This is a genomic window from Proteus sp. LHD240705, from assembly GCF_047921555.1.
Taxonomy (GTDB): domain Bacteria; phylum Pseudomonadota; class Gammaproteobacteria; order Enterobacterales; family Enterobacteriaceae; genus Proteus.
In genome coordinates this window covers 584911-611821 of record NZ_JBLRMI010000001.1, presented here as the reverse complement: position 1 = coordinate 611821, position 26911 = coordinate 584911, and the positions used below count along the sequence as shown (strand labels likewise).

General features: G+C 34.7%; 23 protein-coding genes and 5 tRNA genes. 21 read left to right on the top strand and 7 right to left on the bottom strand.

Annotated features, from left to right (window positions below):
- Nucleotides 1–79: 79 nt before the first annotated feature.
- Nucleotides 80–337 carry a hypothetical protein gene (locus ACNART_RS02875; RefSeq protein WP_006532995.1) on the bottom strand — a complete coding sequence of 86 codons (258 nt, stop codon included), beginning with the start codon at nucleotides 335–337 and terminating at the stop codon, nucleotides 80–82.
- Between the two features lie 832 nt (nucleotides 338–1169).
- Between ACNART_RS02875 and ACNART_RS02870 the strand changes: the two genes are divergently transcribed.
- From ACNART_RS02870 to ACNART_RS02855, 4 genes are all read left to right on the top strand, one after another.
- A complete protein-coding gene (locus tag ACNART_RS02870) occupies nucleotides 1170–1577 on the top strand; it encodes a DUF4878 domain-containing protein (protein ID WP_196532529.1) in 408 nt (135 codons plus the stop codon).
- Nucleotides 1556–2131, top strand: coding sequence for a YiiX/YebB-like N1pC/P60 family cysteine hydrolase (locus ACNART_RS02865; protein ID WP_232799388.1), 576 nt, complete (start codon nucleotides 1556–1558; stop codon nucleotides 2129–2131). The genes ACNART_RS02870 and ACNART_RS02865 overlap by 22 nt, the downstream gene beginning before the upstream one ends.
- A 258-nt stretch (nucleotides 2132–2389) precedes the next feature.
- Nucleotides 2390–3094 (top strand): RNA ligase family protein, encoded by a 705-nt coding sequence (locus tag ACNART_RS02860; RefSeq protein ID WP_198619904.1) that lies wholly within the window; start codon nucleotides 2390–2392, stop codon nucleotides 3092–3094.
- Complete coding sequence (locus ACNART_RS02855) at nucleotides 3091–4227, top strand: AAA family ATPase (RefSeq protein ID WP_198619905.1); 1137 nt, start codon at nucleotides 3091–3093, stop codon at nucleotides 4225–4227. Before ACNART_RS02860 ends, ACNART_RS02855 begins: the two co-directional genes overlap by 4 nt.
- A gap of 125 nt (nucleotides 4228–4352) precedes the next feature.
- On the opposite strand, the gene ACNART_RS02850 is transcribed toward ACNART_RS02855, so the two are convergent.
- The gene (locus ACNART_RS02850; protein WP_349443317.1) at nucleotides 4353–4844 is read right to left on the bottom strand and encodes a DUF4822 domain-containing protein; all 492 of its coding nucleotides are present in this window, start codon (nucleotides 4842–4844) and stop codon (nucleotides 4353–4355) included.
- Between the two features lie 1032 nt (nucleotides 4845–5876).
- Here ACNART_RS02850 and ACNART_RS02845 point away from each other — a divergent pair.
- From ACNART_RS02845 to ACNART_RS02830, 4 genes are all read left to right on the top strand, one after another.
- Entirely contained in the window at nucleotides 5877–7097 is a 1221-nt protein-coding gene (locus ACNART_RS02845; RefSeq protein WP_109373588.1) for a PfkB family carbohydrate kinase, read from the top strand.
- A 27-nt stretch (nucleotides 7098–7124) separates the two neighbouring features.
- The gene (locus ACNART_RS02840; RefSeq protein ID WP_006532984.1) at nucleotides 7125–7862 is read left to right on the top strand and encodes a glutamine amidotransferase; all 738 of its coding nucleotides are present in this window, start codon (nucleotides 7125–7127) and stop codon (nucleotides 7860–7862) included.
- Between the two features lie 130 nt (nucleotides 7863–7992).
- On the top strand, nucleotides 7993–8949 hold the full coding sequence (locus ACNART_RS02835; protein ID WP_075674018.1) for a DMT family transporter: 957 nt from the start codon (nucleotides 7993–7995) through the stop codon (nucleotides 8947–8949).
- 10 nt (nucleotides 8950–8959) lie between these two features.
- Entirely contained in the window at nucleotides 8960–9991 is a 1032-nt protein-coding gene (locus tag ACNART_RS02830) for a methylphosphonate esterase (RefSeq protein ID WP_416303431.1), read from the top strand.
- 109 nt (nucleotides 9992–10100) lie between these two features.
- On the opposite strand, the gene glpX is transcribed toward ACNART_RS02830, so the two are convergent.
- Complete coding sequence (glpX, locus tag ACNART_RS02825; RefSeq protein WP_198625711.1) at nucleotides 10101–11081, bottom strand: class II fructose-bisphosphatase; 981 nt, start codon at nucleotides 11079–11081, stop codon at nucleotides 10101–10103.
- 206 nt (nucleotides 11082–11287) lie between these two features.
- On the opposite strand from glpX, the gene ACNART_RS02820 reads away from it, so the two are divergent.
- From ACNART_RS02820 to ACNART_RS02775, 10 genes are all read left to right on the top strand, one after another.
- Complete coding sequence (locus ACNART_RS02820) at nucleotides 11288–14347, top strand: DUF2339 domain-containing protein (RefSeq protein ID WP_416303430.1); 3060 nt, start codon at nucleotides 11288–11290, stop codon at nucleotides 14345–14347.
- A 104-nt stretch (nucleotides 14348–14451) separates the two neighbouring features.
- Entirely contained in the window at nucleotides 14452–14856 is a 405-nt protein-coding gene (locus ACNART_RS02815) for a GFA family protein (RefSeq protein ID WP_198619908.1), read from the top strand.
- Nucleotides 14857–15073: 217 nt separating this feature from the next.
- A complete protein-coding gene (locus ACNART_RS02810) occupies nucleotides 15074–15733 on the top strand; it encodes a LuxR C-terminal-related transcriptional regulator (RefSeq protein WP_198619909.1) in 660 nt (219 codons plus the stop codon).
- Nucleotides 15717–17549 carry an excinuclease ABC subunit UvrC gene (gene uvrC, locus ACNART_RS02805; RefSeq protein WP_196574360.1) on the top strand — a complete coding sequence of 611 codons (1833 nt, stop codon included), beginning with the start codon at nucleotides 15717–15719 and terminating at the stop codon, nucleotides 17547–17549. The genes ACNART_RS02810 and uvrC overlap by 17 nt, the downstream gene beginning before the upstream one ends.
- A 55-nt stretch (nucleotides 17550–17604) precedes the next feature.
- A complete protein-coding gene (gene pgsA / locus ACNART_RS02800; protein WP_075674025.1) occupies nucleotides 17605–18153 on the top strand; it encodes a CDP-diacylglycerol--glycerol-3-phosphate 3-phosphatidyltransferase in 549 nt (182 codons plus the stop codon).
- A gap of 141 nt (nucleotides 18154–18294) precedes the next feature.
- Nucleotides 18295–18370 (top strand) — tRNA-Gly (locus ACNART_RS02795).
- A gap of 25 nt (nucleotides 18371–18395) precedes the next feature.
- Nucleotides 18396–18469, top strand: a tRNA-Cys gene (locus ACNART_RS02790).
- Nucleotides 18470–18474: 5 nt separating this feature from the next.
- Nucleotides 18475–18561, top strand: a tRNA-Leu gene (locus tag ACNART_RS02785).
- 133 nt (nucleotides 18562–18694) lie between these two features.
- Nucleotides 18695–18781 (top strand) — tRNA-Leu (locus tag ACNART_RS02780).
- 171 nt (nucleotides 18782–18952) lie between these two features.
- A tRNA-Leu gene (locus ACNART_RS02775) sits at nucleotides 18953–19039 on the top strand.
- 191 nt (nucleotides 19040–19230) lie between these two features.
- On the opposite strand, the gene ACNART_RS02770 is transcribed toward ACNART_RS02775, so the two are convergent.
- The 4 genes from ACNART_RS02770 to ACNART_RS02755 form a co-directional block, all read right to left on the bottom strand.
- Nucleotides 19231–20262: a glycosyltransferase family 9 protein gene (locus ACNART_RS02770; protein WP_198619910.1), complete on the bottom strand. Its 1032-nt coding sequence runs from the start codon at nucleotides 20260–20262 to the stop codon at nucleotides 19231–19233.
- Between the two features lie 295 nt (nucleotides 20263–20557).
- Nucleotides 20558–21727 (bottom strand): iron-containing alcohol dehydrogenase, encoded by a 1170-nt coding sequence (locus tag ACNART_RS02765; protein ID WP_198619911.1) that lies wholly within the window; start codon nucleotides 21725–21727, stop codon nucleotides 20558–20560.
- A 228-nt stretch (nucleotides 21728–21955) separates the two neighbouring features.
- Nucleotides 21956–22867, bottom strand: coding sequence for an AraC family transcriptional regulator (locus ACNART_RS02760; RefSeq protein WP_198619912.1), 912 nt, complete (start codon nucleotides 22865–22867; stop codon nucleotides 21956–21958).
- Nucleotides 22868–23034: 167 nt separating this feature from the next.
- Nucleotides 23035–23406 carry a DUF305 domain-containing protein gene (locus ACNART_RS02755; protein WP_109373579.1) on the bottom strand — a complete coding sequence of 124 codons (372 nt, stop codon included), beginning with the start codon at nucleotides 23404–23406 and terminating at the stop codon, nucleotides 23035–23037.
- Nucleotides 23407–23695: 289 nt separating this feature from the next.
- On the opposite strand from ACNART_RS02755, the gene ACNART_RS02750 reads away from it, so the two are divergent.
- From ACNART_RS02750 to ACNART_RS02740, 3 genes are all read left to right on the top strand, one after another.
- Complete coding sequence (locus tag ACNART_RS02750; protein WP_232797460.1) at nucleotides 23696–24481, top strand: class I SAM-dependent methyltransferase; 786 nt, start codon at nucleotides 23696–23698, stop codon at nucleotides 24479–24481.
- A gap of 239 nt (nucleotides 24482–24720) precedes the next feature.
- Nucleotides 24721–25140 (top strand): hypothetical protein, encoded by a 420-nt coding sequence (locus tag ACNART_RS02745; protein WP_198619913.1) that lies wholly within the window; start codon nucleotides 24721–24723, stop codon nucleotides 25138–25140.
- A gap of 460 nt (nucleotides 25141–25600) precedes the next feature.
- A complete protein-coding gene (locus ACNART_RS02740) occupies nucleotides 25601–26830 on the top strand; it encodes a sugar transporter (protein WP_198630155.1) in 1230 nt (409 codons plus the stop codon).
- Nucleotides 26831–26911 lie beyond the last annotated feature (81 nt).

The following is a 26911-nucleotide window of genomic DNA, read 5'->3' as shown; positions in this document are numbered from 1 at the left end:
CAAGTACAAAGAGTATATCGTAAAAAGAAAACAAATTAAATTGTATTTTATCTTAATTATAAAACTAGGAATAGATTAGTTACTTAATTTTGAAAACGTCGTCTGCACTATCTGGTGGGGTGAGGTAAGGGTTTTCATCAGTAACTTCAGGATCTCTCAAGACTTCTCCACAGAAAATAATAAGGTCAGGTCTTTTTTGTTTTAAGTAGTTAAGTCGTGTTGTGCATTCATCTTTAGTATAAATTGTTTCTGTAACAGGAACTGCATCACAAGAATCATTTCCACAAGGACTTACCAACAACACATAACCGACCAGCATGAGCTGTGAAGTAAACATAAAATATCCTTTTAACTATTCATGTTTGGTCATCAAAATCAGACCGCTAGATTACCTATTTGTTGATAAAAAAGCAGTTTCTATTTGTCTTAAATAGCATTAATGATGCAAAAAAGTGTATGCGATCACAATTTTTCTAGTGTTTATTTGTGTTTTTTTGCAATGTGTTATAAGCAAATGACCTAAATATTAGGCAATAATACGCTGTGATATATTGTGAAAACAAATAGAATTGTTTTTTAGTCTACTTAATTGTTGTAATATTGTTATTTGTAATATTAAATTGATATTTCTCATGAGATATTAGTTTAAATGATGCTTGTTAATTAGATAAATTAAGGCAAAAAGTATTATATTTAGCAAATATTAAAGTAGTTTCGACAATAAATAGAGAATAATTTTATTCTAATGTTATCGAAAAAATATTAATACTCAATATTATTAATATTTGCTCCTAATTATATTCTTAAAAAGAAAGCAAAAAGCTAAAGTAGAGATGTTTTTTCTTTATTTATTGATTATAAAGGGTAAATATATAAGATATTTTCATTATGTAACGAGTAGGTTTCTTGTGCAAATTAAAATTACTCTTTTTATGATATGCGGCAAAACTAATTTAGTTTCATTTAATCTCTATCTGAAAATAGTGAATGATATAAAAATATGCCTAAACTTACTTTTATCACGTATAATTTATTGGTAGGAAAGGTAAGTTATCTCTCTTTATTGAATTAATTTTAAATAATGCATTTACTGTCTTATATCTTAATATAGGAAATATTTTATATAAGATTTCTTTTAGTTAAAATAACTTTTATGGTGATGGCGAATTATGTTAAAGAAAATTGTGGGTTCTCTGTTTTTAATATTTACAGTTATGGTGTTATCAGCTTGTGGTGATAAAACAGATGATCCAGGGCAGGCTGCCGTTGCATTCGTTGAAGCAATTGCAGAAGGAAATGGAGATAAAGCAGTATCATTAATCCACTTAGGCGAAATGGAAAAAGATCCAAGAGCAGAGCAATTTAATAGCAAGTTTAAGATGATTGTTGCGGAAACAGGGAAACAAGTTAAAGAGCAGGGTGGTTTAAGCAAGGTTGAAATTGTTAGTGTTGAATATAGCGAAGATAAAAAGAGCGCAATAGTGACATTAAAAACTGTCTTAAAAGATGGTGTAGAAAAAACAAAAGCACAAGAAATGATTAATGTTGATGGTAAATGGAAAGTTGCTTTCAAGTGATTGTTCGCATATTTAATATTGTAGCTTTATTCTTAGCGGGTGCATTTTATGCACTCGCTTTGCCTCATGACTTAAAAAATGGTGATTTAGTCTTTCGGGATGGGGATGAAGTTATTAGTGAGATAATTAAACAAGTTGATAAAAGTGGGTTTAGCCACGTAGGTATGCTGTGGATCTCTGATTACGGTGTTCAAGTGATCCATTCTACACCCAGTGAACATAGCAATATAAAAGATGGCGTTACTGTGGATAGTCTTGAATTTTTCATTAGTCGAGCAAAGCCGAATTCAGTTCGTTTTTACCAAGTGAAAGGAAGTGAAGAAGCTAGAAATATTGCGGTGCAAACTGCATTAGAACGAGTTGGTGAAAAATTTAGTATTTACCCAGGACAGGGTGTTTATTGCACTGAGCTAGTTGCTGCTGCATGGTTAAGAGCTGGGGTTTCTATTTCCACGGGTAGTCGAAAATTAGATATGCCATTTATTTCAGATAATCCACTTATTTTTCCTGAAAATCTGATTAACTCTGAAAATATTTTTCCATATCCACAGTGATATTTATCTTTAAGTTATTTCAAGCGTAAGACTAATTAGAAAAAATACAAAGAAAAATGTATATTAATTGTCTAGCTCTTTTGGAAAGTTATAGGTAATATCTGTCTAAATTTATTTTCCTCTCTCTTTTGATTATTTAGGTCGTTGTTATGTAATACACATTAAGGCACTGAAGGAATAGTGCAATACAGAAAAATTAACTTACTGAATTTCTTTTTAAATTTGGTAGGACTTCTGTTACTTGATGAGTATTAAATAATGAATAATCAATCACAAAAATATGATAGAACTTATCACTATCCTTTTTCACCGGGCACAACAAACGACGATCGTATAAATGCACAATGGTGGCAGGATATTTGCAAGATAAAACAACTTATCCATACAGAAAAACTGGATGGAGAAAATAATTGCCTGAATAAAATGGGTGTTTTTGCTCGCTCGCATGCAACCCCAACACAATCAGCGTGGACATCTCAATTGCGTCAACGTTGGCAATTGATGAAAAATGATTTAGGTGAGTTAGATATTTTCGGCGAGAATCTATATGCCATTCATTCTATTGAATATGCACACCTAGAAGAATATTTTTATGTGTTTGCGGTTCGTTATAAAGATAAATGGCTAAGTTGGGAAGAAGTGCAGTTTTATGCTTCTCTGTTTGATCTTCCAACTGTGCCAGAAATTAAACTGCCTAAATGTCAGGATAAAACTGATTTTGAAAATATGATTGTTTCACAAGCGAAACAGGCAAGTTTCTTTCAATCACATGATGTTTTAACGCAAAAACCAAGCCCAATGGAAGGTATTGTTACACGAGATGCACAATCATTTTCTTTAGATGATTTTTCACATCGTGTTTTTAAATATGTTAGAAAAGATCACGTTAAAACAGATGTTCATTGGAAAAAAAATTGGCGACGAGCCTCTTTAATTTGGGAAAAAACACAGGAGTCTCAATGATGCTTCATAAGAAATTACACACTGAAATGTCATGGGAACATCTCTGTGGATTGTATGACGAAATTAGTGATATGGCTGGTGTTATGCAAGATCCTATTCATCATGCAGAAGGTGATGTGGCGATACATACACAAAGAGTAATCAATTCAGTTAAATCATTGCCAGAATATAAGACTTTAACTGAAAGAGAACAGCAAATTTTATGGATCTCGGCACTACTTCATGATGTGGAAAAACGATCTACAACACGCGAAGAAGAGGGGCGTATTGTTTCACCGGGTCATGCACGTAAAGGGGAATTAACAACACGTCTTTTTCTGTATGAAAAAGTACCTTTAAGCTTTGCTGATAGAGAGCAGATCGCGGCTTTAGTTCGCTTTCATGGGCTGCCGTTGTGGGTGATGGATAAGCCTGATCCTAAAAAAGCGCTGCTTGCTGCATCATTAAGAGTAGATTGCTATTTGTTGGCATTATTAGCTAAAGCTGATGTTTTAGGGCGAGATTGTGAAGATAAACAAGCCCTTTTTGATAAAATTGTGTTATTTGCGCTTTATTGTGAAGAGCTAAATTGTTGGCGTAAGGTTGCTCCATTTCCTTCAGATGATGCTCGCTTTCACTATTTTTATACAGAAAATAGTACGGATTGCAATTATGAGCCTTACCCTGAAAAAGGAAGTGAAGTTACGGTGTTATGTGGATTACCAGGTATGGGAAAAGATACTTTTATTCGCCAACATTGTGCAGATCTTCCGATTGTGAGTTTAGATGATCTCCGTCGTCAGCATAATATTAAGCCTGATAACAGAGATGCTAATGGTTGGATAGTACAGCAAGCAAAAGAACAAGCCCGTCTTTATTTACGAGAGCATAAACCTTTTGTTTGGAATGCCACCAATATTACAAGAAAAATGCGAGATCAACTTATCTCTTTGTTTTATCGTTATAATGCGAAAATTAGATTGGTTTATATTGAAGTCCCTTATGTGCAGTGGCAGAGGCAAAATAATGCAAGAAACGAAGCCGTGCCAGTTAAAGTAATGGAACGCATGTTGAGTAAATTGGAAGTACCAACACCAGAAGAAGCGCATGAAGTGATTTATTGGATTGAAGGGCAATCTCAGACCATACTTTAATTATCCGATTATTTCGGCGAAATGATAAGTCGGTTATAAAGTAAAGTGAGGGTTACTTATTTTTATAAGTAACCCTTTTTACTTATTGAGTAGGATTAATTTGCAGGTAAAACAACGTACTAAATTTATTTTTTAACGTGATGGATGATATCGAAATAGGTATTACGATCATCAGCATTTGGATAAATACGATAGGTATATTCATCATTTTTAACCGTGATATTTTCTACATCTCGGGTGAATAATGTTTTACCCTCAGTATCTTTGGCAACTAAGGTACGTATTTTGCCATCATCTGACATTGACCAATCACCTTGCATTTTCTGTTTACCTTCCGGTGTAAACATAATAAAAGTGCCATTAGGGTAATACTCAGCAAGTCCAAAATAGTTGCTGACTTGAGGATTATCGGCCACAGTTTTATTTCCTTTTTCATCGATAGCATCAGTCGTTATCCAAACTTTTTCTATCATGACTTTCTCATAGTCATTCAGTTCTTTTTGAGCCTGAATAACTCCTTGAGTTTGAATATTGGCAGTTGATGTTGAACTCTCTGCGGCAAAAAGAGAAAAACTAGCGCTTAATAATGAGATTGCGATAAGTGATTTTATTTTCATTAATATATCCTTATTTTACGTTGTACTTCTTGTCTATGAACACTGATGTTTTTCCTGTTAGTAATAAAGTTAGGCATGAAACGAGGTAAGTACCAGAAAAGAAGTATGTCAGAATGTTTCTGATGAAAAGGTTGTTTTACAAAAACAGCTAGAATTAAATCACTTTAACTGCGTTGTTTTCGGTGTTAAGTATTAATAATTTTTGTTTTTAGGATTTATTATCCGATTAAAAGATGTTCAACAATATAAATAATTATTATAAACAATGGATAAAACGTATAGAAAGCCTTCCTTATTTACAAAATTAGATCAAAGCTTGACCAATCGATGTGCAATATAGACAAAGATAAATAGCCAGCTCTCTGTAAAAATGGTGCATAAAATGAAAGATTGAAATAAATAATCAATATTCTATTTATGAAAAGGGTGTTGTAAACGTATTGAATGATATCTCGATCACAAAAATGAAAAGACAAAAATAGAAGATGTTTTAAGCATTACTTTTGCATTACTTAAGTGATTTATGTTCTTTGGTAAAAGGGTATCGTTTTCTTTGGTATTTAATGATTAGAATTTCTTTATGGTAAATGCGTTTTAAAAATCCGCGATGATAAAAATAATTAATGCATTGCTCGATTCAATTAGATTGTATTTTATTTAAGCATTATTACGGATATTTTACAGAAATATAAAATTATTTTTCTGTAATGCCTTATTTATAAAAGTGAATTTTATTTTTATATTTAATTTTTTAATTTTATCTCCCGTATAAAAATAAAAAATAATATTAAATTTATTTATGGTAAATAGATTGGAATGACGTTATATGTTGATTCGTTTTTTCTGAAAAAGAAATAAATTCCAAATTTATTTATTAAATAATCTTACGATTATCATTGTTTATTTCTGTTTCTTTTTGTTTTTTATTTTTGTATTTCTGCTTTTTTTTGCTTTTAATAAATAACATATGATTGTAATCACAATCCCATAACAACTAATAAACTAAAGTTGTTGCCATAGAGGTAACATTAAATGAAAGCAGAACGTCATAAAAAAATAATTAATCTGATTAAAGGTAATGGTGCAGTAAAAGTTTCTGTTTTGGCCAAAGAACTTGATGTTACCAAAGAAACAATACGATCAGATTTAAATACACTAGCAGAAAAAGGAATTATAAAAAGATGCCATGGTGGTGCTTTTATAGAATTTGAGACATTAGATAAAGTCGCTAAGAAAGAAATTATACAATTTCTAGAATGTAATGATCAAATTGATAAAAACGATTTAGCAAACAAGACTGCAATAAATAAGGTGTGCGTACTGGGCTCATTTAATGTTGATATGATTAGTTATCTTCCTAGATTGCCAGAAGCCGGGGAATCCTTATTATCGAATAAATTTATCTTCTCACCAGGAGGTAAAGGCTGTAACCAAGCATTGGCGGCGAGTTATGCTGATGCACAAGTACATTTTATTACGAAGATAGGTACTGATCAATTTAGTGATTATGCAGTTAATTTTATATCGTCATCAAGAATAAAAACGTCAACGATATATCAAACTGAAAATTATCAAACAGGAACAGCGTCTATTTTTGTGTCGGAGGAGAGTGGAGAAAATATTATTTCTATTTACTCGGGTTCTAATATGGATATTTCTGCTGATGAAGTAAAAATACAGAAAGATAAAATTATTGACGCGGATATAATTTTAATTCAATTAGAAACGAATATTGAAGCATTAAAAGAAATTATTGCTATTGGAAACGAAAATAATATTCCTATTATTCTTAACCCAGCACCTTATAACAAAATAGTTAATGAATTACTTCCAATGATAGATGTTTTAACACCTAATGAAACGGAAGCAAGTTTATTATCTGGGATAGAAGTACTTGATTTAGAATCTGCAAAAAATGCTGCAGTTTCTATTTATCAGCAAGGCGTAAATAAGGTGGTTATTACGCTGGGTAGTAAAGGTTCGTTAGCTTATGACGGATATAAGTATATTTATTCGCCGGCATATCCGGCAGTTGTAAAAAATACAGCAGGGGCAGGTGATGCTTTTAATGGAGCACTCGCTGCCTCATTGGCAAAAGGAAAGCAGTTTTCTTATGCGTTACGCTATGCATCAGCTTTTTCATCATTAGCTGTTGAGACGAGTAATGCTTCAGAAATGCCTGAAGATATTAATGTCATGCATCGCATCAATCAAACAACATATTCACAGATTGTCACCCAATCCCCTGAATAAATAATCTTTTTTGAAAGAGGAATAAAAATGAAAATCTTATTTATTGGTGAGTCATGGCACATTCATATGATCCACTCCAAAGGCTACGACAGTTTCACTTCCAGCAAATATGAAGAAGGTTCAACGTTCTTATTAAGTTGCTTAAGAGAAAAGGGTGTTGAAGTTGATTATATGCCAGCTCATACCGTTCAGGTTGCATTCCCTCAAACGGCTGAAGCATTAGCTAAATACGATGTCATTGTTATTAGTGATATTGGTGCAAATACGTTCCTTCTGCAAAACGATACTTTCTATAACATGAAAGTTATCCCTAACGCATTAGGGTTAATTAAAGAGTTTGTGGTTAATGGCGGTGGTTTATTAATGATTGGTGGTTACTTGTCATTTATGGGTATTGAAGCTAAAGCAAACTACAAAAATACATTACTTGCAGAAGTTCTGCCTGTTGAAATGCTGGATGGCGACGATCGTGTTGAAGCGCCAGAAGGTGTATTTGCAAGTGCGGTTAATGCAGAGCATGCATCCGTAAAAGGTTTTGGTGAATGGCCAATGTTCCTTGGCTATAACAAAGTTTCAGCTAAAGAGAATACAGAAACTGTATTAAATATTGGCGAAGATCCATTACTGGTATTTGGTCAGTTTGAAAAAGGAAAAACAGGCTGCTTTATGAGTGACTGTTCTCCTCACTGGGGAAGTAAAGAATTTTTAGCATGGCCGCATTATGCCGATATGTGGGTCAACATTCTTAAACAAATCGCTCGTTAATTTGAATTAAGAATAACTGTCATAAAAAGTAAAAAAGCGCAGAGTTGCTGCTCTGCGCTAATAAAAAACCGATTACTTGAAAAATAAAAAAAGAAATCACTCATAGCCAATAATCCAAAAGGAACATCTTATGAGTACAAAAAATTTATCAACACCATTGCTGATGTTAGCAACTGTGTTAGCAGGTATGCTATCACCAATGCAGTCTGCGGTGAATGGGCAGTTAGGGCATGTTTTAAAAGATGGTAACGCCAGTGCAGTTATCTCTTTTGCCAGTGGTTTAGTGGTGATGTTTTTTATCATTATGTCGAAAAAACAGTATCGCCAGCAATTTGCTTCAATCCCTAGTTTAATTAAAACGCGCAAAATTCCATTATGGAACTGGTTTGCGGGTCTTTGTGGTGCAATGGTTGTTTTCTCTGAAGGGGCTTCTGCGAGTGCATTAGGGATTGCAACATTCCAAACAGCATTAATTTCAGCACTTTTATTATCAGGCTTATTATGTGACCGCTTTGGTGTTGGTGTTGATGAGAAAAAATATTTCACACCATATCGTGTATTAGGAGCTGTGTTAGCTGTTGTTGCGACTTTATTTGTAGTTTCTCCGCAATGGCACTCAACCTCATTTATTTATTTAGCAATCTTACCTTTCCTTGCGGGTTTATTAGCCGGTTGGCAGCCAGCAGGTAACTCAAAAGTTGCAGAAGCAACAGGTTCTATGATGGTGTCTATCACTTGGAACTTTATTGTTGGCTTCACTGTTTTAACGATTGCTCTTATTGTTCGTATGGCATTAGGTCATATCACTCTTGAATTACCCGGTACTTGGTGGATGTATTTAGGTGGTCCTTTAGGGCTTATGTCTATCGCATTAATGGCTATTTTAGTACGTGGTTTAGGCTTACTGATGTTAGGTGTTGCTTCAACAGCGGGTCAATTGTTAGGTTCTGTATTAATTGACTTGTTATTACCTTCATTGGGCAATACCGTTTATTTAGTGACAATCATCGGTACATTATTTGCGTTAGTGGGTGCAATTGTAACAACAATTCCTGAATTCAGAGCGACTAAGTCAGCAAAAGCGTAGGAGTATCGTAATGAAAGGTTATATTCAAACCGTAACTGGCCCCGTGAAAAAAGAAGATATGGGGCTAACATTGCCCCATGAACACCTCTTTAATGATCTCTCAGGTGTTGTTGATGAACCTTTTTATGAATTCTCGCATGTGTTAGTTGATAAAAAAGTGAGTGCAGATATTCAGTGGGGACTTAAATACGATCCATATTGTTGTTGCGATAATATGGATAAAAAACCAATCGAAGATGTTATTTTTGAATTAAATAACTTCAAAGAGTTAGGTGGAAGAACAATTGTTGATGCAACAGGCTCTTCATCCATTGGACGTGATATTAGAAAACTAAGACAAGTTGCAGAAATAACAGGTATTAATGTTGTAGCTTCTTCAGGACTTTATATTGAAAAGTTTGAAGGAGAACGGCTGGCTGATGATATTGATGCAATGGCAAAAATCATTGATGATGAATTGAATGTAGGTATTGATGGTACTGATATTCGTGCAGGTATGATTGGTGAAATTGGTGTTTCTCCATTCTTTACAGATGGTGAGAAAAATAGCCTACATGCCGCCGCTATTGCACAAAACAGTAATCCTCATGCTTCGATGAATATTCATATGCCAGGTTGGCAACGTCGTGGTGATGAAGTTTTAGATATTCTATTAACAGAAATGGGATGTAATCCCGCTAAGATTTCATTGGCACATTCTGATCCATCAGGTAAAGATATTGATTATCAATGCAAAATGTTAGATCGCGGTGTTTGGCTTGAATTTGATATGATTGGTCTGGATATCTCTTTCCCTAAAGAGGGTGCGGCACCAAGTGTTATGGATACCGTAGAAGCTGTCGCAACTTTAATTGAACGAGGTTATGGTAGCCAAATTGTATTAAGCCATGATGTGTTTTTAAAACAGATGTGGGCGAAAAATGGGGGGAATGGCTGGGGATTTGTTCCTAATGTATTCCTTTCATTATTGGCTCAACGTGGCATTGATAAATCTATTATCAAAAAATTATGTGTTGAGAATCCAGCCAATTTGTTGGCTTAAATCTGAAGTGAATAAATAACAATAAATATACCCCTTGAAGTAAATTTAGCGGCATCTTAATAAGGTGCCGCTTTTTTATGTCTCAAGGAAACGAAGACAAATTTAAGCATTAACGTAAATGATAATTTTCAATATAACGTAATGAGTGTGTTGAACCATTAATTACTAAAGAATGTGTTTGTAGATATTGAGCTTGTTGATTAACACCAGATAAGAAATCACCTTTGGTAATCGCGGTTGCGGCAAACATAACATCTTGGTTACGTACTAATGTGTCTAATGACAATTTAATATTTACATCAGTACCCATTTTATGACAACGAGCAATTTCAGAAACGGCATATTCTCTATTTTCTGCACTATTTCCTTTTGCAATATCACGAGTAATTAAACGTGCTTGCATATCACCACCTAATGCCTTAGCGATAGCTGCACTAATTACGCCTTCAGGTGCTCCACCAATACCATACATAACATCAATACTGTTATTAGGCATTGTGGCATATAAAGAGGCTAGAACATCACCATCAGGTAGTGTAATAACATTAATACTTTTAGCGCGTAGATCGTTAATAATATCGTGGTGACGCGGTTTATCTAAAATAGCGAGAGTTAACTGCTCAATAGATTTATTTAATGTTTGTGCAATCGCATCAAGGTTATATTCAAGGCAATGGTTAAGATCAATCACACCAGCAGCTTGCTTACCCACAATTAATTTTTCCATATACATGTCGGGAGCTTGTAAAAAACTGCCTTCAAAGCCTGCGGCTAAAATGGCTAGGGAATTATTTTCACCCGTAGCAACCATGCGAGTACCGTCAATTGGATCAACCGCGATTTCTATTTTATCGCCTTTCCCATTACCTACTTTTTCGCCAATATAGAGCATAGGTGCTTCATCTATTTCACCTTCACCAATGACTATTTCACCATTGATATTCAGGTTATTCAAACGTTCACGCATAGCACTGACAGCAGCATCATCTGCTGCATTTTTATTTTGTTTTCCAATCCAAGGCATTGCTGCAATAGCTGCGGCTTCTGTTACAGAAGCGATAGCATTAGTTAATTCGTCATTTAATTTCATATTATGAGTGTGTTTTGCGATATAAATGGAAGATTAAGATAGGTTGCCGATCATACCTTTTTTTCGAAATTATGTGCTAGGTTTAAATCAAGAGTTCTCGAAATAGGTTATTTAGGAATAAACTAAGATAAATCTGTGAAAATTAAAGTATAACTAAGGTTAAGAGATTAAAAGCATGTGATGCTTAACGCAAAAGGATTAGGTTTATGGATGACTTTTTGGTGCTTATCGTTACAATATTTGTCGTGGTATCTTTGTATTGGCAATATCACGCTTATACAAATAGCAACTCATTGTTACATCGAATTAAACAGCTTGAAGAAAAACTTACTGAACAACAAGAGAAATTATTTAAGTTATTAAGTAAAGATAACGCTGCGGATATTCGCACAGAGCTTGACGCTCAGAAAAGCGAAGTTAAGGATTTCTCTTGTGATATAAAAAAAGAGCCTCAATCAACGATTTCAACTGCTTCAACTTATCAACCTAAAACAGTTGAACCTATTAACACAACAGAACATGTGAAAAATCAGGCGGAAAATAAAGACGCGCCTGTATCTCAATATGCACAAGCATCACAAGAAACAGCATTTAATAAAGTTTCTCCTAAAGAAGAAAATCCAATTGTTCAATCTTCTATGGTTAATAATATTAACTTTGAAAACAAACAACCTGATCAGCCAGAAATATCAACAGCCCCTACACCTAAAGGAGCTGAGCCTTATCAACCTAAGATAGCAACAAGTCGTTTTGCCCATCATTACCAACAAGAGGCAAAACAAACATCTGTTAAATCAACATCAGATCTGCTTGCCGAAAATAGAGCTAATATGGCAAGTGCAAGCCTTGCAGGATCTGAAACAGGTAATTTAGGAAATGCTACACCTCAAGCAAATAGACCTGCATCGCAATATAGACCTAATTTAAACCCTCGTCCAAAACGTCAACAGAAATCGATCTTGGGGCTTATTTGGAATTGGGTAGTAACAGGAAATCCGCTGGCTAAAATAGGGATGTTATTACTCTTTTTTGGTCTGTCTTATTTACTTAAATATAGTATTGAGAATGAGCTTGTCTCAGCATCAACACGTTTAATGATGGCGGGAACAGGATGCTTAGCGTTATTAGGTATTGGCTGGTGGCTTAGAAAGAAAAACCTGATATATGCATTAATTTTGCAAGGTGGCGGCATTGGTGGGTTTTACATTACTATTTTTGCTGCGACTAAAATTTATGATTTTATTCCTATTAGCATTGCTCTCGCTATTATGGTGTTTATCTGTTTGGTTAGTGTAAGTTTGGCAGTTATTCATCGGGCTATTAGTTTAGCTATATTAGCTTCACTTGGTGGTTATTTAGCACCTGTATTATTGTCTACGGGTAGTGGCAATTATGTTGCATTGTTTAGCTATTATCTTATTCTTTCAATTGGTATTCTTATTATCAGCCATTGGCAAGTTTGGCGTTTATTAAATCTTATTGGTTTTGCATTTACTTTTGGTATTGCTTTTATATGGGCAATACCAAATTACACCCATGCTGATTATTTACCTTGCCAGCTATTTTTAATTGCAAATTGGTTGATTTTTGGTGTTGCAACGGAACTTTCAACATTAAAAAATAAACTGAAACTTAATATTCCTTTTGATGCCACATTACTATTTGGTACGCCATTAATTGGTTTTATCTTCCAACATCGATTAGCTTCTGAATGGCCATATGGTGTTGCTATTGCTTCATCACTTTATGGATTAGCTTATTTCGCACTAAGTTGGTTTGCACTTAAGCGTTATCGTGAAGAGGGCAAATTACTGGCAATTGCCTTCTTTATGCTATCTGTCACCTTTGCTACTTTAGCCGTACCATTTGCATTCTCTGCTGAATGGACATCGATTGTATGGGCAATTGAAGGGGTAATGATCCTCGCATTTTCTGTTTTACAGCAGCAAAAGAAACCTGCGATTGCAGGGACTATTTTAGTTGCGGTTTCCTCTGTTTTATTATTTAACATGCCTGTTATCTCGCTAGGCGATTGGCTAATGCTTGTAACACAAGTCATCGTTGTATTTGCCGTCGCAGTACTGTGGTATCGAGCACAATTTATTAATCTTGATAATCGAACTATTGGATATGTAACACTATTTATTTCTGCTGTAAGTTGGGGATATAGCGTTTTACTTCTACAAGAATATGGCGAACATTGGCTTTCTCCAGAAGTAAAATCCATTACCTTTGCTTTTATTCTTATTAGCTGTTGGGGCATGTTCTTTGCTGGGAAGAAAGCCCAATTTTCTGAGTTGGCTAGTTGTTCTATTTTATTATGGCCGATGTCAGCGCTTATTATGTTGGTGTACATCTATCTTGCAGGCTCGTTAATTGATAATTGGTTAAGTGCGATTATCTGGATAGCAGTTTTTGCGAGTGGTTTTTACTTGCTTAAGGTAAATACGTTATTGCCGAAACAAAGGATAAATAAAGCATTGATCCACAGTATGCACCTTATCTTTATTGTTCTATTCTTATTTACTGAAATTATTTGGTTAATGGATGTTACGTACCTTTATGTGAGTTTACATTTTGCAAGCGTAATTTTTGTTATAAGTTTATTTATTGCAATAAGCTATATACTAGCAATGAAAGTTGATTGGATAAAAGAGTACCAAAATGCTTATTGGGTAGTCACTTTTCCTGTTTTAGGTTTACTGGCACTTTCTTTAATCTTTGCAAACTTTAATGACGGCACTGAAAGTGGAGTTAAATTTATTCCATTATTTAACTTAATGGATCTAATGGGAGTTATTGGAATATGTGTTGGCTATAAATTTATATTAGTAATAAAACAGTCACCTAAATATCAAATATTATTGAAAAATAACTTGATTATATTTAATTACATTATTCCAGCTATGATTTTCTGGTGGGCAAACGGTATTTTATTAAGAGGACTAGTCTTTGCAACAGATATTGATTGGTCGAGTTATGCAATAATTAATTCCAAAGTTATCCAAACAGTATTAGCCATTATTTGGGCAATTACTGCGTTAGTGACTATGGTGATGGCGACACGTAAGAAGTTACGTTCACAATGGTTTATTGGTGGCGTACTGTTGGCCGTAGTTATCGCTAAACTTTTCCTAATTGATACATCATTAAGTAGTGGGTTGCTCAGAGCATTGGCCTTCATTGGTGTTGCAATACTGATTTTATTAATTGGGTATTTCTCACCATTGCCACCTAAAAAGCAAAGAGAAAATACAAAAGTATAGACGTTTTTTACATGTGCGTTTTATTGATCTTTGAAATTAAATCATGCATATAATCTTAAGTGATTAATGCATGATTTCATGATCTAAAGAAGAGGAGAGTATCAATGCATCAAGGTCAATGTTTATGTGGCAAGGTTAAGCTATCGACAGCGCAAGATATCTCTGCACTCAGCGTTTGTCATTGCAGTATGTGTTTGCGTTGGAATGGTGGCCCTGGTTTTTCAATTGATTGTAAATCAGATTTGAAGATTGAAGGTGAAGAAAATATAACACGTTATGATTCATCTTTATGGGGAGAACGAGCATTTTGTAAGCATTGTGGTTCTCATCTTTTTTATCATCTAAAAGAAACCCATACTTACTATGTATCAGCAGGATTATTCCCCGATGCAAAAGAAAGTAAACTGACAATGCAAATTTATATAGATAGCAAACCTAATTATTATAATTTTGTAGAAAAAACGCCCATGCTAACAGAACAAGATATTATGAATATGTTCAATAAATAACATTTCATTTATTAGTTTTTTATATTTTTTTTATTTTTTAAAGACTCTTTTCTACATGAGTCTTTTTTATTATTTTATTTCATTAAATAAATATTAATGTAATATAAAGGAAGCGCTGGGTTGCTATTTTCTTATTATAGTATGATGTTTGTATTCACGCCTGTGAAGAATTGATTTAATGTTCTTTGTTATGGTGTAATTTAAAAGGAAAAAGTTATTGATAAATACATTGATAATAAGTCGAGTTGAAATATTTAGCTTGGGAATAAAAACACTTCTTAGCCAGATTAAAAAAATTAATATCCGAAAGGTGGTGAATAATGAAAATGATGCATTTCGTTATTGCCGACAATTTTCAGTTAATCTTATTATTATTTATTCAGCACCTTCAGTCTCATTAATTGATTCTATAAAAAGAATAAAGCGATCATCTTTATCAATTAAAATTATTGTTATTTCACCAAAAACAGATTCAATATTATCAATAACACTTCTTCAATTGGGTATTGAAGGTTTTATTGTAGCTGATACTTCTTGTGAAAATATTCTGCAAGCTATCCGACAGGTTTGTATCGGTCAACGGTATATAAGCCAAGAGTTAGCGATGGAAATCGCACTAACAAAATTACAGCAAGAATTAAATCCTTTACATCATCTGTCTGAACGAGAATTGCAGATTATGTCGATGATCATTAGAGGGAAGAAAATCACACAAATCGCAAGTGAGTTGAATATTAATACAAAAACAGTAAATAGCTATCGTTACCGAATGTTTAGTAAACTTAAAATTTCAGGTGATGTAGAATTAACACATATAGCAATACGTTATGGGTTAATTGAGATAGAGAGTCATTTACAAAGTGGAAGACAAATTTGACGCCAAAGCATTCTTAAGCCGAGTCACAGATAAACCAGGTGTGTATCGGATGTATGATGCAACAGACACAGTAATCTATGTCGGCAAAGCTAAAGATCTGAAAAAAAGGCTTTCAAGCTATTTTCGTACACAGGTAAATAGCCGTAAAACTGAAGCTTTAGTGAAGTGCATTGCAAATATTGATGTCACGATCACCCATACAGAAACGGAAGCTTTATTGCTTGAACACAGCTACATTCAGCGTTATCAGCCTCGCTATAATGTGTTGTTGCGAGATGATAAATCCTATCCTTATATCTATTTAAGCGGTGATAAACACCCCAGACTTGCTAGCTACCGTGGCGCAAAACATGCGAAAGGGGAATATTTTGGACCTTTTCCTAACTCCTTTGCAGTAAGAGAAACCTTAGCATTAATGCAAAAATTGTTTCCTATTCGTCAATGCGAAGACAGTGTTTATCGCAATCGTTCAAGACCTTGTTTGCAATATCAAATTGGGCGTTGCCTTGCACCTTGCGTAAAAGGTTATGTTTCTGATGAAGAATATGCCCAACAAGTTAATTATGTGCGACTTTTTCTTTCAGGTGATGATACGCAAGTTATTGATGGATTGGTTAAACGTATGGAAGGAGCTAGCCAAGAATTACGTTTTGAAGAGGCCGCTCGCATTCGTGATCAAATTCAAGCGGTAAGGCAAGTAACAGAAAAACAATTTGTTGCCAATATTGGTGATGATCTTGATGTGATCAGTGTTGCTTTTAATGGTGCGATTGCTTGTGTTTATGTTCTCTTTTTCCGTCAAGGTAAAGTGTTAGGTAGTCGGAGTTATTTTCCTAAAGTTCCTGCAAATACCTCAATCGATGAAGTTGTTCAGACTTTTATTGGTCAATTTTATTTACAAGGCAGTGCAATTCGTACTTTACCAAGTGAAATTTTGCTCGATTTTGATTTAGAAGATAAAGCCATTCTTTCTGAATCTATATCTTCAATTGCAGGTCGAAAAATTCAAATTCAAACAAAACCGCGTGGTGATAGGGCGCGCTATTTGAAATTAGCTAGAACAAATGCGGCAACGGCATTGGCTTCAAAACAAGTCGAGCAATCGACAATTTCACAGCGTTATACCTCTTTGATGTCTCTTCTTGATATGAAAGAGATAAAACGAATGGAATGTTTTGATATTAGTCACACTATGGGAGAGCAAACTGTGGCTTCATGTGTAGTATTTGACATGAATGGCCCATTAAAATCTGAATATAGGCGCTATAATATTAGTGGTATTACTCCTGGTGATGATTATGCGGCGATGAATCAAGTGCTTACTCGACGTTATGGTAAATCATTAGAAGACAGTAAGGTTCCAGATGTTATCTTTATCGATGGTGGTAAAGGGCAATTAGCACAAGCAATAGAGGTATTTGATTCTCTTAATGTTGATTGGGACAAATCACACCCGAAATTAATTGGTGTCGCAAAAGGAAGTGATCGTAAAGCAGGGCTTGAAACTTTGTTTTTTGTGCCTGAAGGTGAAGGAATGGCGTTACCTTCTGATTCACCTGCGTTACATTTGATCCAACATATTCGTGATGAATCCCATCGTCATGCAATAACGGGACATCGTCAACGTAGAGCAAAAGTAAAAAATACCAGTTCGCTGGAGTCTATTGAAGGCGTAGGGCCCAAACGTCGTCAAATGTTGTTGAAATATATGGGAGGGCTACAAGCTTTACGAGATGCAAGTGTTGAAGAAATTGCAAAAGTCCCCACAATTTCGACGGCATTAGCAGAAAAAATTTTTAATGCGTTGAAACACTAAGTGTATTGATGCACCATATTAATAACTCTCACTTTTCTAGGTCGTGTAGAACGCTATGCAACTAAATATCCCAACTTGGCTAACTCTATTTCGTGTCGCTCTAATCCCATTCTTTGTTTTGGTGTTTTATTTACCATTCAAAGATGCTCCATTAGTTTGCGCTATTATTTTTATGGTAGCAGCTGCAACAGACTGGTTTGATGGTTTTTTAGCACGTAGATGGAAACAAACTACCCGCTTCGGAGCTTTTCTTGATCCAGTAGCGGATAAAGTAATGGTTGCAACAGCACTTGTTTTAATTACTGAGTACTATCATGAGTGGTGGATAACCTTACCTGCAGCAACAATGATTGCTCGTGAAATTATTATTTCTTCATTAAGAGAATGGATGGCTGAATTAGGGAAACGTAACAGTGTTGCAGTTTCTTGGATAGGAAAAGTGAAGACGACCGCACAAATGGGATCGCTTGTTGTGTTATTATGGCGTCCTACTGTTGAAGCAGAATGGTTTGGATTCGCTTTATTATATATCGCAACAGTGCTGACTTTCTGGTCAATGTTTCAATATTTGAGCGCTGCGTGGTCAGATTTGCGCGAAGGTTGATCGAAATGACTGAAAATTCACCGAACAGTCAAAAAGATGCAAATATAGTGTTGACTAGATTCAGGAAATCAGTAGAATGCAACGCATCGAAAGGCACAACGGTTTACAGAAATAAATAAGTAAATCAGCAAGTTCGGTAATGCGGGAATAGCTCAGTTGGTAGAGCACAACCTTGCCAAGGTTGGGGTCGCGAGTTCGAGTCTCGTTTCCCGCTCCAATCTCTTATGAGATTGAGTAGTTGAGGCGCGTTGGCAGAGTGGTCATGCAGCGGATTGCAAATCCGTGTACCTCGGTTCGATTCCGGGACGCGCCTCCATTAATGCCCAGGTGGTGAAATCGGTAGACACAAGGGATTTAAAATCCCTCGGCTGTAAGGCTGTGCGGGTTCAAGTCCCGCCCTGGGCACCATCTCTTTAAGATAAAGAGTTTGGTGCAAAAAGAAAGTCCATTGTAAATGGCATTGAGAAGTAAATAAGTAATAAGTCGTCCATGCCAGTATCTATCTTAGTAATAAGGATTTACGGACGCACCACAGAATTTAGCCCAGGTGGTGAAATCGGTAGACACAAGGGATTTAAAATCCCTCGGCTGTAAGGCTGTGCGGGTTCAAGTCCCGCCCTGGGCACCATATAAATAGCGGACCTTAACTTGGGTCCGTTTTTTCTTCCTCTAGCAACAAGTTAGTGAGAGAAAAGCAAAAAACTAAAGTTAGCTGTTTTAGAAGTAAATGCTTTAAATTTATTTGTTATCTATCTTGTTTGATAAACAAGTATTAAGCGTGACAAGTAAATACAATTTAGCCCAGGTGGTGAAATCGGTAGACACAAGGGATTTAAAATCCCTCGGCTGTAAGGCTGTGCGGGTTCAAGTCCCGCCCTGGGCACCATATAAAAAAGCGGACCTTAATAAGGTCCGTTTTTTTTGATCATAAAAAGTAAAAATCAAATTGAATATATTATTTTATTGCTACTTAAATATGATTTTATCAACTCGATGGGTATAAAATAAAAAATCACCTTATCAGGTGTAGCAATAAGGTGATTTATATTTAATGTTTTTTGTATTAGTGTTTGGCAATTAACTCTTTGTATTTAAAGCAATGACTCGATCTCTTAGTGTAATAAAACGAGTCAATACATCGTCTACCGTAAGAAGCCCTACATTATCTTCAGGCGCCTTCAGTACTTCACTGGCAATATGCCATGGACCCCAAAAATCAGCATCACTATTACCAAACATCGCTACTGTCGGCACACCAACACCCACTGAAATATGTAATGCACCACCATCGCTGGTTAGCATCTGATCACATAAAGACATACCAGCCATTAATTCTCTAATATTTTGCGTAGGTACTGGCGTAATAGGGATATCTTTGCACTGTTCAAGGATAAACTGTGCTTTTTCATCATCACCGGGGTGCTGTTTATTGTCGTTGCTTCCTGGCGACCAAAAGAGAAGAATGTGGCATTTTTCACGTTGTGTTAATTGGTGTGCTAACTCGATAAATTTTTCTGCTTGCCAACGTTGTTGTGGTTTACGTGAACTGATTTGTAAGCCGTAAATAGGAACATTTTCAGTTATTTTAATGCGTTGACGAATTGCAGAGATCTCTTCATCTTTGACATACAATTTTAAAGGGCCAGCTTTTTTCTCTATTCCAAGAGGATGGGCTAGTTGACAGAACAACTCAGCGATATGGCCTTTGTTAGACGGCGTTGGAATAGGATCTGTCACTGCTGAAGGCGCGTCATTGCCAATAGCGATAATACGCTTAGCACCTGATAATTTTGCCCATTGTAATGCTCTTTTGGCCCAATGGTCACGAGCAACAATTGCGATATCATAATGCTGACGACGCATATCAAAAATAATTTTCAAGCGACTTAGAATAAGTTTTAGGGATGATTGTCCTGATTTTTTATGATGTAACTTACTGTAAATATGTACATTTCCAACAGAAGGGTTGCCTTCTAGGATGGCTTGATTGTAAGAGTTTACGAGCAGATCTATTTTTGTATTATATTCATGGGCAAGAGAGTCAATTAATGGTGTTGTAAGTATTAAATCACCAATGTTATCTCTTTGTATTATTAATATTTTAGGCATAATTAGATTTATGTATATTCGAATGAGAGAAATTCATTGCTGATGAGTATGACTTCAGCAGTAATCATATTGTATATTTATGATTATAAGCGATTCGATATGTAGAGGCATCTTTATCAGGGAATTAATCTGCTTTTGGGATAGGGATAGGGAATGAGAAGAAGATAAGCTCAAAGGCTGTACTATTGATAATACGATGACTATTTTTTAGATAATCATCGTATTTGTTATATGTCTTAATATAAAATTTATCTTTAGTAACTAAGACTATGTTTATAATGCCATTTACGGGTAATTAAAAACACGCTTCCAAAATATCGAGTACATCTTTAGAGGTTAGCTTTTGATAGCCTCTACCAATAATTGTGGTTGATTGTGCAATCTCAGGAAGCATTTCTCTTGTTGCACCTAAGGCTTCTAATGATGTAATAATGCCACATTCCTTTGTGAAACGTTCTAGTGCATCAATACCTTCAAGTGCAATTTGATCTTGCGTTTTTCCTTCTGCGGAAATTCCCCATACTTGAGTTGCAAATCGTACAAATTTTTCAATACCAAACTTATAGATAAAACGATAATAAGGTAGAGAAATCGCTGCGAGTCCCATTCCATGTGCACAGTCTGTATAAGCCCCTAATTGATGTTCAATCATATGAACTTGCCAATCTTGTGTTTTTGATAATCCTGTGAGGGTATTTAATGCAAGTGTTGCATTCCACATAAGATTACTTCTGGCTTCGTAATCTGTTGGATTTTTTAGTGCGATACGTAAATTATCAATCGAAGATTTTAATAAACTTTCAATTAAATAATCGGTTGTATTTGCACCTTCATCAGAAAAATATTGCTCCATCAAATGCGACATAGTGTCAAAAACACCACTTACCATCTGATACTGAGAAACAGAAAAAGTATATTCTGGGTTTAAAATCGAGAACTTAGGAAATACATTTGCAGGAAATGCACGTCCAATTTTATATTTAGTCTCTTCATGGGTAATAACTGAACCACCATTCATTTCAGAGCCTGTGCCTACCATGGTAAGAATTGATGCGACAGGAACAATTTTATTTGTCACATCTTGGTATTCAACCCAGTATTTTTGGAAAGGATCTTCATTTTCACAATAAGCCGAAATGGAAATGCCTTTCGCACAATCGATAACGGAGCCACCACCGACCGCTAATATCAAACTGACATTGTGTTCGCGAACTAACTGAGCACCTTCCATCATTTTTTTATAAGTTGGGTTTGGCATAACGCCTGATAACTCAACAATGTTTTTACCTGCATGACGGAGTATGGTTATAACCTCATCATAGAGCCCATTTGATTTAATCGCGTTACGGCCATACATCAGCATAACTGTTTCGCCATAATGTGATAATTCATCATTTAATTTAGCAAGAGAATTCTTACCAAAATGAATGGTGGTTGGATTATAGTAAGAGAAATCGAGTTGCATTTTGATATCCTTTTGCCAGATTAAAGACTATCTAATTAAAGCCTAATGTATTTTTTAACTTCAAATAAGATAGAGACAGATTAATTGTTGAGGAAAATGCTATCGCTTTCGCATTTAGAAATGAATGTCTGATCTTCTTAGTCTCTTGCCTATTTTTCCAAAAAACTAAAATGATGATTGTGAATAATATAAATCAGCTTAGAGAAAGAACAAGAGCATTTATAACGGTTAAATATGATCCGTTTCTTTAAGCAACTTAATGTCTGTTGCTGGTGGAGCTCCGAATAATCGACTATATTCACGACTAAATTGAGAAGGGCTTTCATAACCAACTCGGAAAGTGGTTGTCGTTGCACCTAAATTTTCAGTTAACATTAATCGACGGGCTTCACTGAGTCGTAATTTTTTTTGGAATTGAAGCGGAGTCATTGATGTCATTGTTTTAAAATGAGTATAAAAAGCAGATTTGCTCATTCCAGAACATGAAGCCAATTCACTGATATTTAATGGTTTTATATAATTACTTTTTAACCAATCAATCGCTTTAGCTATTTGATGACTATGACTACCTGCTGTGACGATTTGATTCAATCGTTCACCTTGCTCTGTAATAAGTAGACGATAAAAAATCTCACGCTTTATACCTGGAGCAAGAATTTTAATACTATCAGGCTCATCAAGAAGAGTGAGCAAGCGAATAAAGGCATTGACTAAAGGTTCTGATAATTTGCCAACAGCAATTCCTTTTTGAGCATTTAAATCTGAGTTAAATGTTAATTCACTATCAACGATGAGTTGCGATATTTCTTGCAGATCTAACTCCATAACTAGCCCTAAAAAAGGTTTCTCGTTGCTGGCTTTCATAATATTCGCCATAACTGGGAGTTCTATTGAAGAAATTAAAAAATGGTTGGCATCATAAATAAAGCTTTCTTCTCCTAAGATCACTCTCTTTTCACCTTGGGCAATTAAACATATTCCTGATTTGTGAGTATGGCTGGTAATTGGTGTAGGAGAAGTCCAGTGTGTCAGCGTTAATCCCGGAATTTGAGTTTCAAATTGATTAGTATCATGAGTCCATTTTTCAATCTGCATGGCTAGTTTTTGAGTTAATAACGCCATGTTTTCTAATTTATTCATATGGACTCCATACGGGATAAAGCGATTAATATTGTCGTCGTCGCAAAATTATAATGTATGAGATGAATATTAGAAAATTATTTGACGTATATTTAATAAGAAATCTGGAAAGTAAATATCAAAAATAAGATAGGCTGTGCCTAATAAATCACAGCCTTATGAATATATTATTTATTGGTTTTATTTTTTTCTAACCATTTTTGCATTTGTTCTATTTCAGGGCCTTGCGCATCAATAATAGCCTGAGCTAGTTTACGCATTTCAGGATCAGTACCATATTTCAACTCGATCTTAGCCATATCAATAGCGCCTAAATGGTGGGCAATCATGCCATCAGCAAAAGCGACATCTGCATTATCGGTATTCATCCCTTTTGCCATATCGGCATGCATCTTATTCATGGAATCATTGAGTTCTTTTTGCATTGGCGAACTGTTATGAGGTGTATCCATATTCATGTTCATGTGTGTATTGTTTGCCATTGCACCAAAAGAGATAGCACTCATTAAAATAACAGCAGTAGGTAAAATCTTTTTCATAACAGTTTCCTTTAATTTATCGTGTAATTGTTATTACTCTAAAGATTCCCCCTAGGGGAAGGTCAATGTTGTTATTCAAAGTTTAATGTTCTTTACCTTTAATGACGTAATTACAAAATAGCCTTTTTAACCCATTTTATTTCAATTGGTTATATCTCTAAATTCAATTTCATATCTCTTTATACACTCAGAATTTCTTTATAAAAGATAGAAAAGTAATGATAACTATTCCCATTTAATATATTTTATTATAAAGTTGCATTATTAATGCAACTTTAAGGCGAGCTATATGGATAATCAAACTACAACGCAGTCTATGTCTCAAGAGCACTCAAAAGCAGGACATACCTTTTTAGCAAGTTTAGGGAAAACACGTTTAAGACCCGGCGGTGTAGAGGCATCTGATTGGTTGATTAATAACGCACATTTTACATCATCAAGCCATGTTCTTGAGATTGCTTGTAATATGGCGACAACTTCAATTGAAATTGCTAAGGAATATGGTTGCCATATTATTGCTGTCGATATGGATGATAATGCTTTAGCTCATGCACAGAATAATGTTGATAAAGCACAATTATCACATTTGATTCAATTAACCAAAGCCAATGCCTTATCTTTGCCTTTTCCTGATAATACGTTTGATATTGTTATAAATGAAGCAATGTTGACAATGTATGCAGATAAAGCCAAAACAAAGCTAGTAAAAGAGTATTACCGTGTTTTAAAACCCGGTGGTTTATTATTAACTCATGATATTATGAAGAAAAATGATGATGTTAATAGAGATAAATTAATCGGTGTAGTGAAATCAAATGTAGCACCAATGTTTAAGCAAGAGTGGCATGATTTATTTATTAATATTGGTTTCTCAGAAGTAAAAATAAAATCTGGCAACATGAGTTTAATGTCACCTATTGGTTTAATTCGTGATGAAGGTTTATTTAGAACAGCTAAGATAATTAAAAATGGATTGGCAAATAAGCAAAATAGGCCACGCTTCTTATCAATGTTTCGTTTTTTTAGAGAAAATCGGCATATTTTAAATTATATTGCGTGTTGCTCTAAAAAATAATTCCATCAAGAAAAGCTTATATATCATTTAATGGCACCTAGGTAAAACTAGGTGCTTGTTTTTCTATTAATAAGAATAAATAGAACTGTATACCTCCGTAATAAAATGTAAAAAATAAAAAGAATCGTAATCCAGATTGAACCTGATTTATTTTAACTATATATATTAAAAATAAGCATTAAAAATAAGCATTAAAAAATAAATATTAAAACAGATATGATTGATATGTGGAGTTTAATATGAAACAGATACTTATTATTGCAGGAGGGATATTATCGCTGACTATTATGTTGGCTATTCTTGTCGCTATTATCATAGTATCTGTCATTAAAGAAAATACCACTGAGTTTTGGAGTGAAAGCCGTGAATTGATTGAAAATTCGTCATCAACAGTACGTAAAACGCTTTCTACCGTAGAAGCAAAACGCGATACGCTTATGGCTATTTATCAATCTAAAGATAATAATGGAAGTTGTCAGCAGCTAGCTGAAAAGCTAAATGATGTTGAAAAAGCACTTTCTAATGGAAATTTAACGCTATCACGACCAGCAAAAGAACAAATTTCAACTATCAAAAATGCTTTTGATGGTTCGACATCACCTACGAAAAATATTGCTTGCGAGCAAGCAATTCAAGTTATTACTGACTTGAGTCAGTAATCTTAATATCCTTTCTATTTTTATTTATCTTTTATCCAACAGTAAGATTATTTTCGGTTATTAAATTAGTATCTCTTAACTTAATTCAATGAATATGCGATATATTTTTCTTGAAAAGAGTATATTTTTATTCTTTACCATAAAGTAGCAATAGGGCATTTATATCTACAATCTTACTATTAAAAGATTATGTTAACGTTAAAAAGAAGTTGCCAAGGGGATTTAAAATCGCGATACGAATATGCTAAAATTGATAGCTGATTCGCTTTAGCAGTGAGATTTGGTGATAATTTGGTTTATTTTTTGTTTCTAACGAAATGTGTTTTTATTTTTAATACTATTTTTTATTTTCAATCTAATAAATCAATTTTAGCGCAAGTAAGAAAAGCAAATCAGACAAAAGCTTCTATCAAAAGCATGGCATATATATCAATATAATTTAAGAAAATATCAATCAATTATGAATATCGCAGCATCAAACGTAAATGAAGTTAGCCGACAAACAGCGTGGATCAGGGTAATAATATTATCATTCGCGGCTTTCGTTTTTAATACAACAGAATTTGTTCCTGTTGCATTGTTAAGTGATATTTCTGAAAGCTTTGGTATGCTCCCAGCTCAAACAGGTTTAATGATCACGATATATGCTTGGGTTGTTGCTTTAATGTCTCTGCCTTTAATGATAATGACAAGTAAAGTTGAGCGACGTAAGTTACTTATTATTTTATTTATACTCTTTATTTTAAGTCATATTTTATCTGGTGTGGCATGGGATTTTAAATCACTGATAGCAGGGCGTATTGGTGTCGCTTTTTCTCATGCAGTATTTTGGTCTATTACTGCATCACTAGCTATTAGAGTAGCACCTGCTGGTAAACGCGCTCAGGCATTAGGTTTATTAGCAACAGGAACAGCACTTGCAACAGTATTAGGTTTACCTATTGGTCGTGTTGTTGGACAGTGGTTAGGATGGCGTGCAACATTTATGGGCATTGGGATATTAGCCTTAATTACTATGTTTGCATTAATGCGTTATTTACCTTTATTACCAAGTGAGCATTCAGGATCACTAAAAAGTGTGCCTATGTTATTAAAGCGCGGCCCACTCATGGGGATCTTTCTATTAACGGTTATTGCCGTAACGGCGCATTTTACAGCGTATAGTTATATCGAGCCTTTTGTGGTTGATATTGCAAATCTGGATCAGAATTTTGCTACGTTGGTGTTATTGATTTTTGGTGGAGCCGGTATCATTGGTAGCGTGTTATTTAGTCGTTATAGCACCAAAATGCCAACATCATTCTTATTTTCAGCCTTAATATTGCTTACTGTTTGTTTAAGCTTATTAATGATCAGTAGCCAGAATCTAACCGCATTTATTGTGCTGATTATATTTTGGGGTATTGGATTTATGTGTATTGGGCTAGGAATGCAGGTGAAAGTGATTGATTTAGCACCTGATGCAACAGATATCGCTATGTCTATTTATTCTGGTATTTTTAATATCGGTATTGGTGCTGGAGCATTGATTGGTAATCAGGTTATTTTACATGCTGGTATGACAAACATTGGCTATGCAGGAACAATATTAAGTATTATTGCAGCGGTTTGGTGTGGTTTTATCTTTAATCGTTATCGTGTTGCTATGGGCGGGGAACCCCGCCAAAGGAATCAACTTCATCAACACTAAATAAGTATTTCTACGATATAAAGGCACTTATTCAATAGGAAGAGTGCCTTTTTTATTTGTTGTAGATGAATATCCGTAATC

Bases quoted from the DNA above. Each gene is read 5' to 3' on its own strand.
- glpX (WP_198625711.1), bottom strand. From the start codon at position 11,081: ATGAAATTAAATGACGAATTAACTAATGCTATCGCTTCTGTAACAGAA.
- ACNART_RS02835 (WP_075674018.1), top strand. From the start codon at position 7,993: ATGAGTACAAAAAATTTATCAACACCATTGCTGATGTTAGCAACTGTG.
- ACNART_RS02820 (WP_416303430.1), top strand. From the start codon at position 11,288: ATGGATGACTTTTTGGTGCTTATCGTTACAATATTTGTCGTGGTATCT.
- ACNART_RS02830 (WP_416303431.1), top strand. From the start codon at position 8,960: ATGAAAGGTTATATTCAAACCGTAACTGGCCCCGTGAAAAAAGAAGAT.
- ACNART_RS02740 (WP_198630155.1), top strand. From the start codon at position 25,601: ATGAATATCGCAGCATCAAACGTAAATGAAGTTAGCCGACAAACAGCG.
- ACNART_RS02875 (WP_006532995.1), bottom strand. From the start codon at position 337: ATGTTTACTTCACAGCTCATGCTGGTCGGTTATGTGTTGTTGGTAAGT.
- ACNART_RS02845 (WP_109373588.1), top strand. From the start codon at position 5,877: ATGAAAGCAGAACGTCATAAAAAAATAATTAATCTGATTAAAGGTAAT.
- ACNART_RS02750 (WP_232797460.1), top strand. From the start codon at position 23,696: ATGGATAATCAAACTACAACGCAGTCTATGTCTCAAGAGCACTCAAAA.
- ACNART_RS02755 (WP_109373579.1), bottom strand. From the start codon at position 23,406: ATGAAAAAGATTTTACCTACTGCTGTTATTTTAATGAGTGCTATCTCT.
- ACNART_RS02865 (WP_232799388.1), top strand. From the start codon at position 1,556: ATGGAAAGTTGCTTTCAAGTGATTGTTCGCATATTTAATATTGTAGCT.
- ACNART_RS02770 (WP_198619910.1), bottom strand. From the start codon at position 20,262: ATGCCTAAAATATTAATAATACAAAGAGATAACATTGGTGATTTAATA.
- pgsA (WP_075674025.1), top strand. From the start codon at position 17,605: ATGCAACTAAATATCCCAACTTGGCTAACTCTATTTCGTGTCGCTCTA.
- ACNART_RS02815 (WP_198619908.1), top strand. From the start codon at position 14,452: ATGCATCAAGGTCAATGTTTATGTGGCAAGGTTAAGCTATCGACAGCG.
- ACNART_RS02760 (WP_198619912.1), bottom strand. From the start codon at position 22,867: ATGAATAAATTAGAAAACATGGCGTTATTAACTCAAAAACTAGCCATG.
- ACNART_RS02745 (WP_198619913.1), top strand. From the start codon at position 24,721: ATGAAACAGATACTTATTATTGCAGGAGGGATATTATCGCTGACTATT.
- ACNART_RS02860 (WP_198619904.1), top strand. From the start codon at position 2,390: ATGAATAATCAATCACAAAAATATGATAGAACTTATCACTATCCTTTT.
- ACNART_RS02870 (WP_196532529.1), top strand. From the start codon at position 1,170: ATGTTAAAGAAAATTGTGGGTTCTCTGTTTTTAATATTTACAGTTATG.
- ACNART_RS02840 (WP_006532984.1), top strand. From the start codon at position 7,125: ATGAAAATCTTATTTATTGGTGAGTCATGGCACATTCATATGATCCAC.
- ACNART_RS02765 (WP_198619911.1), bottom strand. From the start codon at position 21,727: ATGCAACTCGATTTCTCTTACTATAATCCAACCACCATTCATTTTGGT.
- ACNART_RS02855 (WP_198619905.1), top strand. From the start codon at position 3,091: ATGATGCTTCATAAGAAATTACACACTGAAATGTCATGGGAACATCTC.
- ACNART_RS02850 (WP_349443317.1), bottom strand. From the start codon at position 4,844: ATGAAAATAAAATCACTTATCGCAATCTCATTATTAAGCGCTAGTTTT.